The sequence below is a fragment of the Shouchella shacheensis genome (genome assembly GCF_001484965.1).
GTDB classification, from domain to species: Bacteria; Bacillota; Bacilli; order Bacillales; family Bacillaceae_D; genus Shouchella; species Shouchella shacheensis.
Genome location: NZ_KQ947393.1, coordinates 229,381 through 245,600, shown reverse-complemented (window position 1 = coordinate 245,600; position 16,220 = coordinate 229,381). Strand labels below are relative to the sequence as shown.

22 protein-coding genes are annotated in these 16,220 nt (G+C 48.2%); 12 read left to right on the top strand and 10 right to left on the bottom strand.

Translation table 11 applies throughout. The features are described 5' to 3' along the window. Positions 1-117: 117 nt before the first annotated feature. On the bottom strand, positions 118-654 hold the full coding sequence (gene pssA / locus AVZ68_RS01160) for a CDP-diacylglycerol--serine O-phosphatidyltransferase (RefSeq protein ID WP_059102702.1): 537 nt from the start codon (positions 652-654) through the stop codon (positions 118-120). A gap of 115 nt (positions 655-769) precedes the next feature. On the opposite strand from pssA, the gene AVZ68_RS01155 reads away from it, so the two are divergent. Next, positions 770-1,561 (top strand): phosphatidylserine decarboxylase, encoded by a 792-nt coding sequence (locus AVZ68_RS01155; protein ID WP_180316652.1) that lies wholly within the window; start codon positions 770-772, stop codon positions 1,559-1,561. A 173-nt stretch (positions 1,562-1,734) separates the two neighbouring features. On the opposite strand, the gene mnhG is transcribed toward AVZ68_RS01155, so the two are convergent. Genes mnhG through AVZ68_RS01120 form a run of 7 tightly spaced genes read right to left on the bottom strand, consistent with a single transcriptional unit; the run spans position 1,735 to position 7,511 of the window. Beyond that, the gene (gene mnhG / locus AVZ68_RS01150) at positions 1,735-2,109 is read right to left on the bottom strand and encodes a monovalent cation/H(+) antiporter subunit G (RefSeq protein WP_059102700.1); all 375 of its coding nucleotides are present in this window, start codon (positions 2,107-2,109) and stop codon (positions 1,735-1,737) included. Next, positions 2,096-2,371 (bottom strand): Na(+)/H(+) antiporter subunit F1, encoded by a 276-nt coding sequence (locus AVZ68_RS01145; RefSeq protein ID WP_059102699.1) that lies wholly within the window; start codon positions 2,369-2,371, stop codon positions 2,096-2,098. Before AVZ68_RS01145 ends, mnhG begins: the two co-directional genes overlap by 14 nt. Continuing rightward, positions 2,364-2,849, bottom strand: coding sequence for a Na+/H+ antiporter subunit E (locus AVZ68_RS01140; protein ID WP_059102698.1), 486 nt, complete (start codon positions 2,847-2,849; stop codon positions 2,364-2,366). Before AVZ68_RS01140 ends, AVZ68_RS01145 begins: the two co-directional genes overlap by 8 nt. A gap of 4 nt (positions 2,850-2,853) precedes the next feature. Beyond that, complete coding sequence (locus AVZ68_RS01135; RefSeq protein WP_059102697.1) at positions 2,854-4,335, bottom strand: Na+/H+ antiporter subunit D; 1,482 nt, start codon at positions 4,333-4,335, stop codon at positions 2,854-2,856. After that, on the bottom strand, positions 4,328-4,666 hold the full coding sequence (locus tag AVZ68_RS01130) for a Na(+)/H(+) antiporter subunit C (RefSeq protein WP_059102696.1): 339 nt from the start codon (positions 4,664-4,666) through the stop codon (positions 4,328-4,330). Before AVZ68_RS01130 ends, AVZ68_RS01135 begins: the two co-directional genes overlap by 8 nt. Next, the gene (locus AVZ68_RS01125) at positions 4,666-5,100 is read right to left on the bottom strand and encodes an MnhB domain-containing protein (protein WP_059102695.1); all 435 of its coding nucleotides are present in this window, start codon (positions 5,098-5,100) and stop codon (positions 4,666-4,668) included. Before AVZ68_RS01125 ends, AVZ68_RS01130 begins: the two co-directional genes overlap by 1 nt. Further along, entirely contained in the window at positions 5,097-7,511 is a 2,415-nt protein-coding gene (locus AVZ68_RS01120; protein ID WP_059102694.1) for a Na+/H+ antiporter subunit A, read from the bottom strand. Before AVZ68_RS01120 ends, AVZ68_RS01125 begins: the two co-directional genes overlap by 4 nt. Before the next feature lie 326 nt (positions 7,512-7,837). Here AVZ68_RS01120 and AVZ68_RS01115 point away from each other — a divergent pair, with 326 nt between their 5' ends. Beyond that, positions 7,838-7,984, top strand: a complete 147-nt coding sequence (locus AVZ68_RS01115; protein ID WP_157404545.1) for a hypothetical protein — start codon at positions 7,838-7,840, stop codon at positions 7,982-7,984. A 51-nt stretch (positions 7,985-8,035) separates the two neighbouring features. Here AVZ68_RS01115 and AVZ68_RS01110 read toward each other — a convergent pair whose 3' ends face one another. After that, positions 8,036-8,176, bottom strand: coding sequence for a sporulation histidine kinase inhibitor Sda (locus AVZ68_RS01110; protein WP_059102692.1), 141 nt, complete (start codon positions 8,174-8,176; stop codon positions 8,036-8,038). A 396-nt stretch (positions 8,177-8,572) separates the two neighbouring features. Here AVZ68_RS01110 and AVZ68_RS01105 point away from each other — a divergent pair, with 396 nt between their 5' ends. From AVZ68_RS01105 to AVZ68_RS01065, 9 genes are read left to right on the top strand one after another with little or no spacing between them, the layout of a single operon-like run. Then, positions 8,573-9,088, top strand: a complete 516-nt coding sequence (locus AVZ68_RS01105) for a YqeG family HAD IIIA-type phosphatase (RefSeq protein ID WP_059102691.1) — start codon at positions 8,573-8,575, stop codon at positions 9,086-9,088. Positions 9,089-9,090: 2 nt separating this feature from the next. Further along, positions 9,091-10,203: a ribosome biogenesis GTPase YqeH gene (gene yqeH / locus AVZ68_RS01100; RefSeq protein WP_059102690.1), complete on the top strand. Its 1,113-nt coding sequence runs from the start codon at positions 9,091-9,093 to the stop codon at positions 10,201-10,203. A gap of 16 nt (positions 10,204-10,219) precedes the next feature. After that, a complete protein-coding gene (gene aroE, locus AVZ68_RS01095; RefSeq protein WP_059102689.1) occupies positions 10,220-11,050 on the top strand; it encodes a shikimate dehydrogenase in 831 nt (276 codons plus the stop codon). Positions 11,051-11,065: 15 nt separating this feature from the next. Next, complete coding sequence (yhbY, locus tag AVZ68_RS01090; protein ID WP_059102688.1) at positions 11,066-11,362, top strand: ribosome assembly RNA-binding protein YhbY; 297 nt, start codon at positions 11,066-11,068, stop codon at positions 11,360-11,362. Then, a complete protein-coding gene (locus tag AVZ68_RS01085; RefSeq protein ID WP_245628032.1) occupies positions 11,343-11,951 on the top strand; it encodes a nicotinate-nucleotide adenylyltransferase in 609 nt (202 codons plus the stop codon). Before yhbY ends, AVZ68_RS01085 begins: the two co-directional genes overlap by 20 nt. Beyond that, complete coding sequence (yqeK, locus tag AVZ68_RS01080; RefSeq protein WP_059102687.1) at positions 11,948-12,526, top strand: bis(5'-nucleosyl)-tetraphosphatase (symmetrical) YqeK; 579 nt, start codon at positions 11,948-11,950, stop codon at positions 12,524-12,526. The genes AVZ68_RS01085 and yqeK overlap by 4 nt, the downstream gene beginning before the upstream one ends. After that, positions 12,516-12,866 carry a ribosome silencing factor gene (gene rsfS, locus AVZ68_RS01075; RefSeq protein ID WP_157404544.1) on the top strand — a complete coding sequence of 117 codons (351 nt, stop codon included), beginning with the start codon at positions 12,516-12,518 and terminating at the stop codon, positions 12,864-12,866. The genes yqeK and rsfS overlap by 11 nt, the downstream gene beginning before the upstream one ends. Then, the gene (locus AVZ68_RS01070) at positions 12,866-13,723 is read left to right on the top strand and encodes a CvfB family protein (RefSeq protein WP_059102686.1); all 858 of its coding nucleotides are present in this window, start codon (positions 12,866-12,868) and stop codon (positions 13,721-13,723) included. The genes rsfS and AVZ68_RS01070 overlap by 1 nt, the downstream gene beginning before the upstream one ends. Beyond that, entirely contained in the window at positions 13,720-14,463 is a 744-nt protein-coding gene (locus AVZ68_RS01065; protein ID WP_059102685.1) for a class I SAM-dependent DNA methyltransferase, read from the top strand. The genes AVZ68_RS01070 and AVZ68_RS01065 overlap by 4 nt, the downstream gene beginning before the upstream one ends. A 75-nt stretch (positions 14,464-14,538) precedes the next feature. On the opposite strand, the gene comER is transcribed toward AVZ68_RS01065, so the two are convergent. Beyond that, positions 14,539-15,363: a late competence protein ComER gene (gene comER / locus AVZ68_RS01060; RefSeq protein ID WP_059102684.1), complete on the bottom strand. Its 825-nt coding sequence runs from the start codon at positions 15,361-15,363 to the stop codon at positions 14,539-14,541. Positions 15,364-15,537: 174 nt separating this feature from the next. On the opposite strand from comER, the gene AVZ68_RS01055 reads away from it, so the two are divergent. Beyond that, positions 15,538-16,155: a helix-hairpin-helix domain-containing protein gene (locus tag AVZ68_RS01055; RefSeq protein WP_059102683.1), complete on the top strand. Its 618-nt coding sequence runs from the start codon at positions 15,538-15,540 to the stop codon at positions 16,153-16,155. The last annotated feature ends 65 nt before the right edge of the window (positions 16,156-16,220 follow it).

The window sequence follows — 16,220 nt, the reverse complement described above, 5'->3', positions numbered from 1 at the left end:
TAACGCATGTCTACCCGTATTTTTCATGCTTTTTGAGATTTCTCTAGGTAAACAGCGAATGAAAAGAAAGCAGACGATTGATTTTCTGCTAATCTTGCGAAGATACGAAGAGAATCGCTAGATTTTTTTTATACGAAAGACGCTAATCATGAGCAATGAGAGAAGTAGCGTAACGATCGCAAAGGCTGAACTGGAGAGGGGGGAAAACAATAATAGCAGGGCAAGAATACAGCCTGCGGCGGTGATCGGCAGACCGACAAATTCAGAACCAGTGTCGCTGATGTTAAAGCGTGCTAGCCGAAGAGCCCCGCAAGACATATAGACAACGACAGGCAACATTCCGGTCATCCCTAGCGATGATAGTTCTGCTTGATAGATCAACAGCGCAGGGGCAATGCCGAATGAGACCATGTCACTCATTGAATCAAGCTGTTTGCCGAGCTCAGATTCAATTTTTAACTTACGAGCGACAAGGCCATCAAGCCGGTCAAAGATAGCGGCAATCAGGATAAGCAGTAGCCCTGTTCGGGTCATTCCTTGAAGAATATAGATAATAGCAAGAGCTCCAAAACTTAGATTGATCAGCGTCAGCAAGTTCGCTACTTGACCTTTCAGCTTTTTCAACGTATTGTCAAGCTGACTGAGTAGGTCCATTCGCTTCACTCCTTTAGGGCTGTAGAATGCCCTTGATCTTAAAGGTAAATTATAGCACAAATCAATGATAACGTCTGCTTCTACCATCCAAATAGACGCTGAAAAGGTGAGTTACTTGAAACAAGGATTCTTTCGAGCCTGTATAGAACTGCATAATCATAAGTTATTCTCAAGTCTATTGCAACGTTTTGCCAAGTCAAGGCTGTCAAGGCCGCTGATCCCGTCTTTTTGCAAGACGTTTCGCTTAGAGATGGCTGAAGCCAAAGACTCTGTAGATTCCTTTCAGAGTTTGCACGAGCTGTTTACGCGCGAATTGCGAGAGGACGTGCGCTCGATTTCTGCGTCTCCAAGGAATCTTATCTCGCCTGTGGATGGAAGATGTGCAGAGGTCGGTACGCTCTCAAACGATGTTCAATTCGAGGTGAAAGGGCAGCGCTACAGCTTTGCAGAAATGCTCGGGAGTGAAGAGATGGCGAAGACGTACGCGAAAGGCACCTATTTCATCCTCTATTTAAGCCCTCGAGATTACCACCGTATTCATAGCCCGTTGCACGCTACATGTACCGATGAATGGATGCTCGGCGGGCGTTCCTATCCGGTCAATGAATGGGGGTTAAGGTACGGAAGGAAACCGCTGTCCCGAAACAAGCGTCTCGTTTCTGTCCTGAAGGGGGCGAAAGGGGAGAGGCTTGCCCTTATCAGCATCGGCGCTGTCAATATTAATAGCATCGTCAAGACGAAGCATGAGTCTGTATGGAGAAAGGGGGAGGAAGTGGCGTATTTCTCCTTTGGCTCCACGGTGATTTTAGTGCTGGAGGCCGGAATCGCTGCTCCTGTTATTGAGCCTGGAACGAATGTAAAAATGGGGCAGACGATTGCAACGCTTGTCAGTCAAACCACGTCGTAACTTCCTATGTTCATATAGTTTCTCCTTGTACAAAAGAAGCGAACTCTAGCACAGAGTTCGCTTCTTTTTGTCTAGCTGCGCGGGTAGAAGCTCGGGATTTCTCGAGCAGGCCTTCCAAAAACCTCGCTTCTGTGCAACCCGCCCGCGCTTTTCGGTATTTTCGCTTTGCGAATTTACTCGGAATTTTGCCCCCCCGTTCGCTTCCTTTCCTCCTCGTAAAAGGGCTTCATCTCATCTCTCACGGAGGTTGGGTGGAGCGGAACTCCGGTTCGGTAGGCGGAACGTGAAATCATCAGTGCTGCTACAGGCGCTGTGATAAAAACAAACAAGATCGTGAGCAGCAGCTTGCCAATGAACATCTCGTTTTCGATCAGGAAATATAGGAATGTCCCGAGCATAATCGTCACTACACCAAAGGTGGAGTTTTTTCCTGTTGCGTGAAGCCGTGCGTACACGTCTGGCAGCCGGATGAGGCCAATCCCAGCAAGCAAACTAAAGAACCCGCCGACGATCACAAAAATGCTGACTATCCATTCAATCGCTGTCAAAGAGCTCGCCCCTTTCAAGAAACTTGGCCATAGCGATCGAGCCAATAAAAGCTAGAATACCGACAACAAGGACAACTTCCGTATAGGCTTGCGTGTTTTGCATTAACATCAGGACGCCAACGAAGCCAATCAAAAGAAGACCAAGCGTGTCGAGGGCAGCAATCCGATCGTGCATCGTTGGACCGAGGACGGCGCGTATAAAGCAAAGCAGGCAGGAGATGCTCATCATCAAGAGAACGATTGATAAAATCGTGTCAAACATGGCGGCGTGTCACCTCCAAAATCCCCGTTTCAAAGGTTCCTTTCACGTCATTGACCATGCCTTCCTTGTCTTCAGCGTTGAGACAGTGCACGAAGATATAATGGCCATCCTCAGAAAACTCAATGGAGAGCGTTCCCGGAGTGAGTGTCATCATGACGGCAAACAGCGTTTTTTCAGCGTCTGTTTCAAGCTCGGTCGGCACAGCAATGATCCCGGGTGAGATCCTAACCTTTGGGCTGAGAACGATTTTCGCTACATTAATGTTGGCGATCGTGAGCTCTTTTGTGAACACGACCATGAGCTTAAAGAAGGACCAGACGCGATGCATGTAAAAATAGTGTCCCTTAAGGCGAATTAAAACTAATACGACGGCCATCCCGATGAGGTAACCCATGACAAAGTCAACGGACGTGAAGCTGTTCTGAAAAAGCATCCACAAAATGGCAATGATAAAGTTGACAAGCAGTTGAAACGCCATGTTCTCATCCTCCTAGGACAGAATTGATATAGCTCTCTGGGTTTAGTAGCTGATCGGCTACATCAAGCGAGTAGCTGAAAGCCGGCTCAGCGCCAAACCCTAAAACAATTGTTAAAAGAATCAGTGGGGCAATCGGCAACAGAAGCCCTTTTACTGAGATGTTCGCTTGTTCGGCGGTGTGTTTTTGCTCGCCCCAGAAGGCGTAAACAAAAATCTTAATCATTGAAAACAATGTGAGCAAACCAACAAGCAAGGCCACGAAAGCAATCCCGTAACTCTCAATGGTTAAGCTTTCCAGTATCAGCGGAAACTTACTGAAGAATCCACTTAATGGCGGGATGCCGGCTAGAGACAGGGCAGCGATTAAGAACAGCCAAGCAAGAGCGGGATGCGTTTTAAGCAGGCCTCCCATTTTCTTCAGGTCGGTCGTCCCTGTCACTTTTTGCGTGGCTCCAGCAAAGAGAAACAGTGAGGTTTTGACGATAATGTGGTGGGCGATATAGAAGACCGCACCGGCAATTGCCACGCGCGTATAGAGCCCAAGTCCCATTACCATGTACCCGACCTGGCTAATGATGTGATAGGAGAGGATGCGCTTAAAGTCAAATTGAGACACCGCTCCAAGAACACCGAAGAACATCGTAGCACCCGCCACCCAGAGAATCAATGTGTGAGTGAATCCTGGATCATGGGTGAAGATCAGTGTGAAGGTGCGGATAATCGCATAAATCCCCACCTTCGTTAGCAGTCCGCCAAACAAGGCAGCAATCGCTGCTGGTGGACCGTAATACGAACGTGGCAACCAGAAGTAAAGTGGAAAGAGCGCACCCTTCATGGCAAACACAGTGAAGAAGATCATCGCCGTAATTTGCAACGCACCTGTTTGCTCAAGCTCAGCCACACGTACCGCTATATGAGCCATATTGAGCGTCCCTGTAATGCCGTAGAGATAGGCGATGCCCACTAAGAACAGGATCGAGGCGAAGACGTTGATCACGGCATACTTAAAGGATTCGCGTAGCTGGTACTTCGTCCCTCCTATGACAATGAGGGCGTACGAAGAGATCAGCATCACCTCGAAGAAAACGAAGAGGTTGAAGATGTCTCCCGTTAAAAAGGCTCCGTTCACTCCTGTTAGCAGGAAAAAATAGAACGGGTAAAAATAGAATTTCTCACGCTTCGGATGAATCGTCCCAAACGCAAAGAACAAACAGACAACGCCAACAAGGGCTGAGAGTGTGACCATAAAGGTCGCGAACAAATCGGCAACTAGTACAATCCCAAAGGGGGCGTCCCAGTTTCCAAGTTCGAGTGTCAGCGTTCCCTCTACGTACGAATGAATCGCTAAATAGATGGCCAGCGCCAGCATGACAATGGACGTAATCGCACTAATGACACGCTGGGTGGTATGATATTTTGCAAAAAGAATCAGCACGGTTCCGACGGCAAAGGGTAGAATCACCGGCAAGACAATCAAATTACTCATCGGCAGAACCCCTTAACTTTTCAAGATCATCGGTTTGATGCTCTTTGTACGTTCGATAGCCAATCACGACAAGAAACGCCGTAAGACCGAAGCTGATCACAATTGCAGTTAAAATCAAGGCTTGCGGAAGGGGGTCCGAAAAGTTTCCATCCCCCATATGCTCAAGGGGGGGACTGTCGGCATTGAGACCAGACATTGATAAAATTAACAGATGTGCTCCATGGGAGAGAAACAAAATGCCAACAATGACTTTCAGTATGCTACGAGTTAAGAGCATATAGGTTCCTACTGCAAAGAGCGCCCCGACAGCAATAAATAGTAGTATTTCCATTAGCTCTCGTCCTCCGCAACGGTTAGTGTAATGACAAGGCCCATTCCAACAACGACTAGGTAAATGCCGAGGTCAAATGGAAGGGCAGTGGTCAGCTCGAGTTCGCCAAAGAATGGAAACTCGAAGTAGTCAAAGAACTGCTCTAAATAAGCGGAACCGAAAATGACGCCTAGAAAGCCAACGCCTATCCCAATAAGAAGGCCTACGGCGATCATCGTCACAAATGAATAGCGAATAATGTCGTTGGCCCGAGGGCGATCAAAAATGACATAGAGGAGCATCAGTGAACAGGCAGTCATGAGCCCACCAATGAACCCTCCACCGGGATTGTTATGGCCCGCAAAGAACAGGTAGAAAGAAAATCCGAGGAGGAAATAGATCGTAATCGTAATTAGGTTGCGCTGCAACACGTCATGGGACTTGGAATACTTCATACATCTTCTCCTCCTTTAAAGCGGTGTTTAACAAGCATGATCACGGCTAGCGAGACAACTGCCAGCACGAGGACTTCGAGAATCGTATCAAGCGAACGGAAATCGACGAGAATGACGTTCACCATATTTGTACCGCCGCCAAGTTCGTACGTATTATCAATGAAGAACTGGGAAATGGACGTAAAGTTCGCGTTGGTCCCTAAAGAATAGGCACTGATAGCAACCACTGTCACAACAACCCCCACGAGTGAGGAGATGAGGACATTTATCATTTTTGTGCTTGCCTTGGTGACTTCTTTCGTCATTTCCGGTAGGTGTCTAAATGCAAGCATCAGCAATACAACTGTGACTGTCTCAATGAGAAGCTGCGTTAAGGCTAAGTCTGGCGCGCGCAAAATCGCAAAGAAAAGCGCCATTAAGTAGCCGACAATTCCGGCAACAATGATGAGCGTCATTCGGTTCCTAATAAATGGAATCATGAGCGTTGCTGCAATAAAAACAAGTGTCAACATATACATGAAGATCGGAACCTCGGCAAGGTTGCTTGTATCGAGCAGCCAGGCATTGGAATACCAGAAGGTAAAGCCTACAAGGAGAATAAGGAAAGCACTCATGTAGACAAAGTAATCTCTCAGGCGTCCGGTCATCTGCGCACGAGTGATCGCCTGTGAACTGCTAATCAGCCCATCAAGCCCACGGTCATAAAACCAGTGAAGCGGATCGCGCTCTCGCTTGTAAATCTCGAGTGTTTCCCATTTTTTCATTCGCAGGAAGAGCAGGCTACCAAAGGCGATAACTCCTAGGGACATCATCAATTCGGTGTTGAGCCCATGCCACAAAGTCAAGTTTATCCCCTCAACCGCGCTAACGGGCACTACTTCGAGAACACCGGAGACGGCAGGGACAATGATCGATTGCGATAAGATATTCGGAAACAAGCCAAAGACCACCACAAGCGAGCCAAGGATAACTGGGCTAATGAGCATGCCGATCGGTGCTTCATGAATCTTGTGGCTAAAGTTCTCAGACTTAAACCGACCCGTGAATGTTTTAAAGAACAGGATGGAGCAGTATAGAAATGTGAAGATGCTCGCGACCCAGGCAACCACTGGGAATAATAGCCCCCATGTGCCAACGCTAAAAATGTCCATCTCCGCAGCCGTCAGCATCTCTGTAAAGAACATTTCTTTACTGATAAAGCCGTTGAACGGAGGAAGCCCAGCCATTGCGGCAAGCCCTACGGCTGAGACCGTAAAGGTAATCGGCAGAATCGTCATTAACCCGCCAAGCTGGCGAATGTCACGTGTGCCGGTTTCATGGTCAATAATCCCTGCGGTCATAAATAGACTGCCTTTAAAGGTTGCGTGGTTAATTAAATGAAAGATCGCCGTCACAACCGCAGCCGCGTAGAGCGCCTGTTGGTCGGCATCTCCAAAGTAAAGCGCCGCTGAACCAACCCCGAGCAAGCTCATAATCAAGCCGAGTTGACTAATGGTCGAATACGCAAGGATGCCTTTTAAATCCTTTTGCCGCACCGCGGTAATCGAACCGTAGAAGAGCGTCACGAGCCCGACAATGGAGATGATCCAGAACCACTCGCTAGCACCGCCAAAGACAGGCGTTAGACGTGCGACTAAATAGATTCCTGCTTTCACCATCGTCGCCGAGTGCAAATAGGCACTAACAGGCGTTGGTGCTTCCATCGCATCAGGAAGCCAGATGTGAAAGGGGAACTGCGCCGATTTTGTAAAGGCCCCGAGCAGGATCAAGATCATCGCTGGCAAAAAGATTGCACTTCCCGCCAACACCTCTGCTTGGTCAATGATTCCACGGATGCTGAACGTCCCGGTGACGCCGTAGATTAAGCAGAAGCCTGCTAGCATCGCAAAGCCGCCAAAGACAGTGATAAGCATTGATTTCTGCGCTCCGTAGATCGACCCCTTGCGATGGAACCAGTAACTAATTAGAAGAGAGGAAGCAAGGCTTGTCAGCTCCCAAAAAATGTAGAGAACAATTAAGTTGTCGGAAAGAACAACCCCAAGCATCGCCCCCATAAACATTAAGAGGTATACATAGAAGTTATGCAACCGCTCCTTGCCCTTATCCAAATAGAAGATGGAGTAAAGGACAACGAGTGCCCCAATCCCCGTAATAAGCAGGGCAAAAAGCAAACTTAGCCCGTCCACATACGCTGTAAAATTAATCCCAAGAGAGGGGACCCAAGACATGGTACTAGTGATAGTATCACCACCAGAAGTGTTGGGCAGGTACGATAGAAAGTAAGCGAATAGGAGAGAAGGCAATAGAAGCACAAACCAACCGGTATGTATTTTTTTTGTGTAGAGATAGACAACTGGAATGAGAATTGCCAGTAAGAATGGAGCCATAATCGCTACATGAAGACTGGACATTTTTGACCTCCTTTTACGTTTTTGCAACCTGTGTTGACCGGACACCTTTTTGCTAAGCCTACGTCATTATATCTTAAATTAAACAGGCGTGCATCCTTGAGGAGACTGGTCGTTCGTTACTTCAGAAGTTATTTAATATGAAGAAATTGCTCCAAAAAAATTTTTCCTTCAAAGGAAAGTCACAAAAGATACGTATAGTGTACACCAAAGATTGCCATCCTATGAAGAAACCGTAGAAAAAAAGGAGCGGCCCATTGATGCGTACACGGTCCAAATCAGTTATATGCGCAGGGATATTCATGGCACTAATGGCAGGAGGGTGGCTCTTGCATGATGAAGATGGCCCCACTCAGGCAACAAGAAGCGGCCCGTCCATCCAATCGAACGATCAACCAGAGGTATTCCAGCCTCGTGAGTACATTAAGATTATCCCTAAAAATGAAGAACGACAACAAAGAGGAGATCGCGAGTAGCGATCTCCTCTTTGTTGTCTATATAGGAAGGTTGATCTTTCTTCACTGCAGTTAGGAGGTGAGGCGAATGTCGTCGGCTAATGAGCGACGGCTCAATTCTGCTACAATTAAATCAATAAAGTCCTGACCCAGTTCAAGCTCTACCGCCTTATGGTAAGTTTCAATAAGAAGCTCATCGGATAAATTATACATGGTTTCTGCCGGTATCGGCAGGTTCACCTCCTTAATAGAAGATCGCCCGAGCAACCTTGTCTTCGTACCTCAAGTTGTAAGACCATTCTTTGTAAGTTACTGATATCCTACCATGGTTCACGAGATAGAACAATCGTTCGTTTATCCACACGACTTCGTGGAAAACTTGTGAGTATCTTGTGCGTGATTGGTCTTCATCTTTTTTGTAGCGCGGTTAAATGAGGTGAATAACCTTATCCACAACTGAGGATGAATGCTGAAATTGTCGAAAAGTATTAGTCATAACAGCCACCGGGTTGTCACGAACTATCTACATTTCATTGATTAAAACCGTTGCAAAAGGTATAGTTGACTTTTGATTACTTGTCTTTGTTGTAGACAAAAGAGAGGTGCTTGGTGATTAAGAACTTGCTCCCAAATCAGTACGTTAAGAGCATTTATGATATTGACTTGTTTGCCCTTCGCGATCGTGGCATTCGTGCGGTCATCACGGACTTGGATAATACGTTGGTGGAGTGGGATCGACCGGAAGCAACACCTGAAGTGAAAGAATGGTTCGAGAAGCTGCAAGAAATTGAAATGAATGTGACGATTGTGTCCAATAATAATGAGAAGCGGGTCAAGGCCTTTTCTGACCCGGAACAGATTGTTTTTATTCATAGTGCCCGTAAGCCAATGCGTCGGGCGTTCAGGCAAGCCTGCCAGCGAATGAATGTAAAAAAGGAAGAAACGGTCGTTGTCGGCGACCAACTATTTACCGATGTGCTTGGCGGAAACCGAGCCGGTTTGCACACCATTCTCGTCGTCCCTGTAGCAGCGACGGATGGATGGATGACGCGCGCGAACCGTAGAATGGAGCGGATTGTGTTAACATGGATGAGGAAAAAGGGGTATATTCAGTGGGAGGACTAAGTATGTCGGAAGAGACGATTCACTGCTCAGGATGTGGGATAGCCATTCAAACGGAGGAGCCAGAAAAGCTTGGTTTTGCTCCGAAATCCGCCCTGAGCCGAGACGTTATTGTGTGCAAACGATGTTACCGCCTGAAGCATTATAATGAAGTGCAGGACGTAGAGATGAGTGACGACGATTTTCTGAAGTTGTTTCAATCGCTTCATCACAAAGAGGCGCTGATTGTTAAAGTTGTCGATATTTTTGACTTTAACGGCAGTTGGATTTCAGGTGTTCATCGCTTCGTGGGCAACAACCAAGTGATGCTTGTAGCCAATAAAGTGGACTTGCTTCCGAAATCTACCAACCGCAACAAGCTTATAAACTGGATCAAGAAGTCTGCGAGCGAGTGGGGGTTGAAGCCAAGGGAAGTGAAGCTGATGAGCGCGAAATCGGGAGAGGGAATCGGCGAAGTGGCAGAGGGGATTGACCGGCTAAGGAACGGCAGAGATGTCTATGTGGTTGGCTGTACCAATGTCGGGAAATCTTCGTTTCTCAATCGCATTATCAAGGATTTCTTCGGGGACGCCGATACACTCATTACGACTTCTCATTTCCCGGGCACGACGCTTGACTTGATTGATGTTCCTCTCGATGACGGACGTGCCCTTATTGATACACCGGGCCTAATCAACCATCATCAAATGGCGCATGTGACCTCTTCTAAATCGCTTAGAGCCATCACCCCGAAAAAAGAGATCAAGCCTGTGGTCTTTCAACTAAAAGCCGAGCAAACCCTTTTCCTAGGAGGGCTGGCACGTCTAGATTTCTTAAAAGGAAACCCTGCTTCTTTTATTGTGCACATCGCCAACGAGGTCGGCATTCATAGAACGAAGCTCGAAAAAGCGGACGATTTGTACGAAAGTCACGCAGGTACGCTCTTGCAGCCGCCGTTTTCAGAAGAGGGCGAGGAAGTCCTCCATTTAAAAAAACATACGTTCAAAATTCCAGCACAAAAAACGGACGTTGTTTTTTCCGGTCTTGGCTGGATAACAATCTCTGGCGATGGGTCCACGGTTTGTGCGTATGCCCCAGAAGGTGTAGGGGTATCAATGCGTCCGTCCATTACGTCATAAGGAGAGGAGACAAGAGATGAAGCAGCTATTTGCATTAATTGGCTACCCGGTCGGGCATTCTCTCAGTCCACTTATGCACCAGGCGATCTACGACGATCTTGGCTTGGACGCAACCTACCATGCCTTTAATGTCGAACCGACGGCGTTAAAAGAAGCGATCGCCGGTCTTAAAGCTCTGAACGTGGCTGGGTGCAATGTCACCATTCCCCATAAAGTATCAGTGATGGACTATCTGGATGAAGTCGATGAGGAAGCTCAGGAGATTGGGGCTGTCAATACGATTGTCAACAAAAACGGAAGACTCATCGGTAGGAATACGGACGGAAGCGGTTATCTTCAGTCCCTTACGCCGGTTCTGCCCGCTGGAATTGAGGACCATAGGGTTCTTGTCATCGGGGCAGGGGGGGCGGCGAGAGCAGTGGTTTCGACGCTTTGCCGGAACCGGGCAATGCGCATCGTCATCGCGAACCGAACGCTTGCAAAAGCGGAAGTTCTTGCCGGACTTTTTTCCCGCTATGAGAGCGATGTTCTGGCGATGTCAATAGAGCAGGCCGAGAAGGAACTCGCCGCATTTGATCTTGTCATTAATACGACATCTGTGGGGATGAGCCCAAACGTAAGGCAGACGCCGCTCTCCCTTGACTTGCTTAGTGCTCGTGCATTTGTCAGTGATTTGATTTACAATCCGGATGAGACCTTGTTGTTAAAGGAAGCCAAGGCTCGCGGCAACAGGACTTTGAACGGCATCGGCATGTTCGTTAATCAAGGAGCGCTTTCGTTTGAATACTGGACCGAGCAAAAGCCCAACCGAGCAGCGATGGAAGAAGCGGTTCGACATTTTTTATAGTGTATTGGAGGATGTATGTTAACAAACAAACAAAAGCGTTTTTTACGTGCAGAGTCTCATAAGGAGCAGCCCATTTTTCAAGTAGGAAAAGGCGGCGTAAATGAAAATATGATCAAGCAAGTGAATGAAGCGCTCGGGGCGAGAGAACTGTTAAAGGTAAGCGTCTTGCAAAACTGTCTTGAAGACAAAGATGAAGTGGCAGAAAGCCTGGTTGCTGGCACGGGGGCTGAACTCGTTCAGTCAATTGGCAATGTCATTATTCTCTACAAACCATCTAACGAGAAGCCTAAATTTGAATTACCGAGATCGTGAGTCAACGGGCATGAGACGGATTGGCTTATTTGGAGGAACCTTTGATCCCCCGCACATGGGTCATTTCTTAATGGCGCAAGAAGCACTTGTAAGCGCAGGGCTTGATGAAATTTGGTTCATCCCTGTAGCGACGCCTCCTCACAAAAAGAGGGAAGGGCTCGCGACGGGAGAAGAGCGCAAGGCCATGCTTGAGGCTGTCCTTGACCAAGAGGAGCGTATCTCGGTGTGTGAGATTGAACTAGCACGTGCTGGAACGTCCTACACCATTGATACAGTCAAGGCGCTCACATCCGCTTATCCGGCGGAGGAGTTCTTTTTTCTCATTGGCGGAGATATGGTCGATATGCTCCCGGATTGGTACAAGATTGAAGAATTGATGGAGTTGGTGACGTTTATCGCCTTTAATAGACCTGGGTCTGGGCATGCGGCCACATCGCCTTACAAACACCGGCTCAAGTATTTGGATTTCATAGAGCTTAACCTCTCCTCCACCGCTATTAGAGAGCGCGTCAAAGAAGGAAAACCGATTCGCTATTTTGTCCCCGCCCAAGTCGAGCAGCTAATTAAAGAAAGGGGGCTGTATCGGTGAACAATGAAAAAGCACTGGAAGTGGTCCGGCCGCATTTAACAGAGACTCGCTACCGGCACACGATTGGGGTATACGAAACGAGCTCTGCATTGGCGAAGGCATATGGTGCTGACGTGCAAAAGGCAGAGACGGCGGCGATTTTGCATGACATTTGCAAATACCATGACATCACGAAAATGAAGCAAACTGTCGTCCGTGATTTGCGCGAGCCGCACTGGGCGGAATACGGTGTTGAACTGCTGCACGCCCCTTGTGGAGCTTATTATGTCGAGACGGAGCTAGGAATTGGGGATAAAGACATTTTGATGGCAATTCGCTCCCATACGACAGGGAGAGCCGGGATGTCGCTGCTTGAGAAAGTCGTTTTTGTTGCTGATTATATTGAGCCGACCCGCACCTTTCTAGGTGTTGATAAAGCGAGGGAGCTAGCCAAGGAAGATTTGGATCAGGCTTGCCTCTTTGCGCTCGAACAGACGAAAGATTATTTGCGAAAAAAAGGCTTCCCGGTTCACCCACAAACGGAGGAAGCGTACCAATACCTTGTAAACCAGAAAGGAGACGTACATGCTGAATGAACGGTTAAAGCTTGCGGTTGAAGCGATTGATGATAAGCGTGCACAGCAAATTGTCGCTCTTGACATGCAGGGGGTATCTCCTGTTGCGGATTATTTTGTTATGTGCCACGGCAACTCAGAAAAGCAAGTACAGGCGATCGCTCATGAATTGAAAAAAGTGGTTCAGGAGGCCGGGCTGGAGATCAAACGTCTCGAGGGCTACGACAGAGCACGGTGGGTTTTGATCGACATCGGAGACGTTGTGGTCCACGTTTTTCATAAGGACGAGCGCTTGTACTATAATTTAGAAAAACTTTGGGGCGACGCTGAACATGTCGATTTAAACGAGGTGCTCAGCTAATGCTCGCGCCTGGAATTTCTAAAAAGCTAGAAGTTGTGCGAAAGGCAGCGTTTGGTTACTTTTTGAGTGATGGAACAAACGACATTTTATTGCACAATCGCGAGTGCACGCGAGAGGTGGAGGTCGGTGAGATCATGGACGTGTTCTTATATCATGATCACCAAAACCGCCTATCGGCAACAATGGAAATGCCGATTGTGAAAAATGAGGAGATGGGCTGGCTAAAAGTGGTTTCGGTCAAACGAGGACATGGCGTTTTTCTAGACAACGGGGTTTCCCGAGATCTCTTTGTTTCCATGGATGAGCTGCCGACGGAGCGCTCGGCTTGGCCAGCTGCTGGAGATCACCTCTTTGTTTCTTTAACGTGGGATAAAAAGGGGCGCTTGATGGGCAAGCTCGTTCACGGGGCACCAGTAACCGAGCAGGCAAAGCCAGCGGATGCGTCATGGCTGAATAGGGAGGTGCATGGGACCGTCTATCATTTTCTTGACGAAGGCGCGGTGCTTCTTGTGGAAGAGGGGCCAATTGCCTTGCTTCATATGGACGAAGCAAAAGCGATTCCCCGCCTCGGAGAATCGGTGCAAGGGCGCGTTCAGTTTGTGCGCGAAGACGGAAGGGTCAATATGACGCAGCGACTCGTTCGCACCGAGCAGCAAAAGACAGACGCCGAAAACATTCTGGAATTCCTGCAAAAGCGCAAAGGAGCCATGCCATATAGCGACAAGTCAACGCCTAATGACATTGAAGAGCGCTTTGGGCTGAGCAAAGCCGCCTTTAAACGAGCGCTTGGGAAGCTGATGAAGGAAGGCAAAGTCGAACAAAAAGATGGCTGGACCTACGAGTTGGGGAAAGAATGAGCAGCTACACATTTTTCGCTAACTGGTACGATGAATTAATGAGCCATGCCCCATACGACAAATGGTTAAAAGTTGCTGAAAAAGCCGTGGCCCCTCTTGAAGGCGGGTCTCCCTCTGTTCTTGATATTGGCTGCGGCACAGGCGAGCTGCTTCTGGGCATGTTAGAAAAAGGGTGGGAGGCACAAGGGCTTGATGCCTCTGCAGATATGCTTGCCACCGCACACGCAAAGCTCACCGAAGCTGGGTTTTGTCCGCTATTACTCGAAGCGGATATGAGCGACTTGCCACAAGTCGGTTCGTTTGATGTGATGACGATCTTCTGTGACTCGCTTAATTATTTGGACGATGAGGAGAGTGTCAGGGAAACCTTCAAAGGCTGCTTCCGCAAGCTTAAGCAGGGCGGCCTGCTTCTGTTTGATGTGCATTCGGTTCATAAAATGACTCAGTTTGCGGGCGCTACCTTTGCCGAAGCAGGAGAGGACGTTTCTTACATCTGGCACTCTTTTGCAGGTGAGCATCCGCATAGCGTCTTACATGAGCTTAGTTTTTTTGTGAAGCAACCAAATGGGAGCTATCAACGACTTGATGAACTCCATAAGGAGCGTACGTTTGAGGTTGAGACGTATGAGCGTTTGTTAACGGAGACCGGTTTCAAGGACATTCGTATAACGGCTGACTTTACCGAACAGAAGCCGACGGAGAGGAGCGAGCGAATTTTTTTCCAAGGGATAAAAAAGTAGCAGGAATGCTTCGCTTGATGTCGAATAAAAAAAACACAAGGAGCGCTCCTTGTGTTTTTAAGTGAAAATGAGTTGTTAACCGTACGTAAATTCACATGTGAGCTTCTTCTTTTCAGCAGCAAACTTTTCGTGGGTTTTCTTGAAAAGTTCATCAAACCCGTCCCCAAGTTCTTCCTCAAGCACAGCAATGCCTACGCCTGTAATCCCACCAGGCACACACACCCTTTGTTGCAGCGCAGGCAGCGTATAATGCCCTTCTTCCAAGAGTTTCCCCAGCCCAATCAGCATGGAGGTTGCAAGCGTCGTCGCATCTTCTCTTGTGATCTCTGTCTCGTTGACAGCCCCGTCAATAAAGCGCTGAGCGAGGTAGCTAAAAAATGCCGGTCCGCAGCTGACAATGTCTGATGAGACACGCGTGATATTTTCCTCAATCTCAAGCGGTTCAGAGATAAATGCCACAAGCTCACGTAACCTTTCTTTGTCGGCCTTCTTACACCGCCTTCCATAACTGATCAGCGTGGAACCTGAACTCGCTCGGTTGAGGATGCTAGGGATAATGCGCGCCGTTTTGCAAGGAAGTTCAGAGTCGAGCGCCTCCACGGATACCGGGCTTGTAATAGAGATCACTGTTTGCGTTGGTTCCAGAAGCGGAGCCAACTCTTTAAGCACCTCTGGCATCTCCGGGGGTTTGACGCACAAAAACAGAACCTCACTCGTGCGCGCTACTTCTTCTATTGAACTTGCTATGGCAATCGCGGGATACTCATTCTTTAGCGCTTCTGCCTTTGAGGGCGTACGATTGATGATGCGAATGTCTTCCTGCAAAAGGGCCTTCGAATCCAGCAAAGACTCAATCAGCATCGTTCCCATACTACCTGTTCCAATAAACCCAACTTTCACTACCCATCCCTCCTTCATCCAGCTAACTCCGTCTTTCTAGAAGTGTCCTATCTGCATTGTTTAGTGCAAGCGCCACACGCGCATTCAGTTATAGGCGCTCGCGCTTTTCTTATGCGTATGCAGCGTCTGATGTCCATATGTGTTAAAAAAGCATGGAAAGGAGGCGAACGACTCGTGAAAAAGTGGAAACCAACACAGATTCATTTTTACATCGCTAGTCTCATTGCGGCTGTGCTGTTCGTTTTTCTGATCGTCACAAGGGGAGAGAGCGGCAGCGGACAAGAGGGCTCTGATGAGTGGATCATGGAGGCCGCAGAAGAAGAGGACAGCAGTGCTTCTTTAGAAAGTGAGGAGAAGGCCTCAAGTGTCATTGTTGACGTGAAAGGAGCTGTCCACGCACCGGGTGTCTATGAGCTTGATGCAGGGAGCCGGGTGCATGAGGCGATCCTCATGGCAGGAGGACTGGCGGAAAACGCAGAGGAGCGGGCGCTGAATCTTGCGGTCGTCCTTACGGATGAAATGCTTCTCTATGTACCGGAGGAGGGAGAGGAGGATATTCCGGCTGCAGGCAGCACGAACACAAATGGTTCTGACGCTGCGCTTGTTAATATTAATACAGCAGAGGAGGCGGAACTGCTAACGCTTCCTGGTATTGGGCCAGCGAAAGCGAGTGCGATTCTTTCTTACCGTGAGGAACACGGTCCCTTTGAGGCTCCTGAAGATCTGGTACAGGTGAACGGAATCGGCGAAAAGTCTTTTCAACAGTTAAGTGAACTAATCACGGTAAAATAACCTAGCTTGACGATTGTCCGCTTGTTTTCTACACTTTAGTTGCGAAAAGAAAGGGGGTCGTTTCG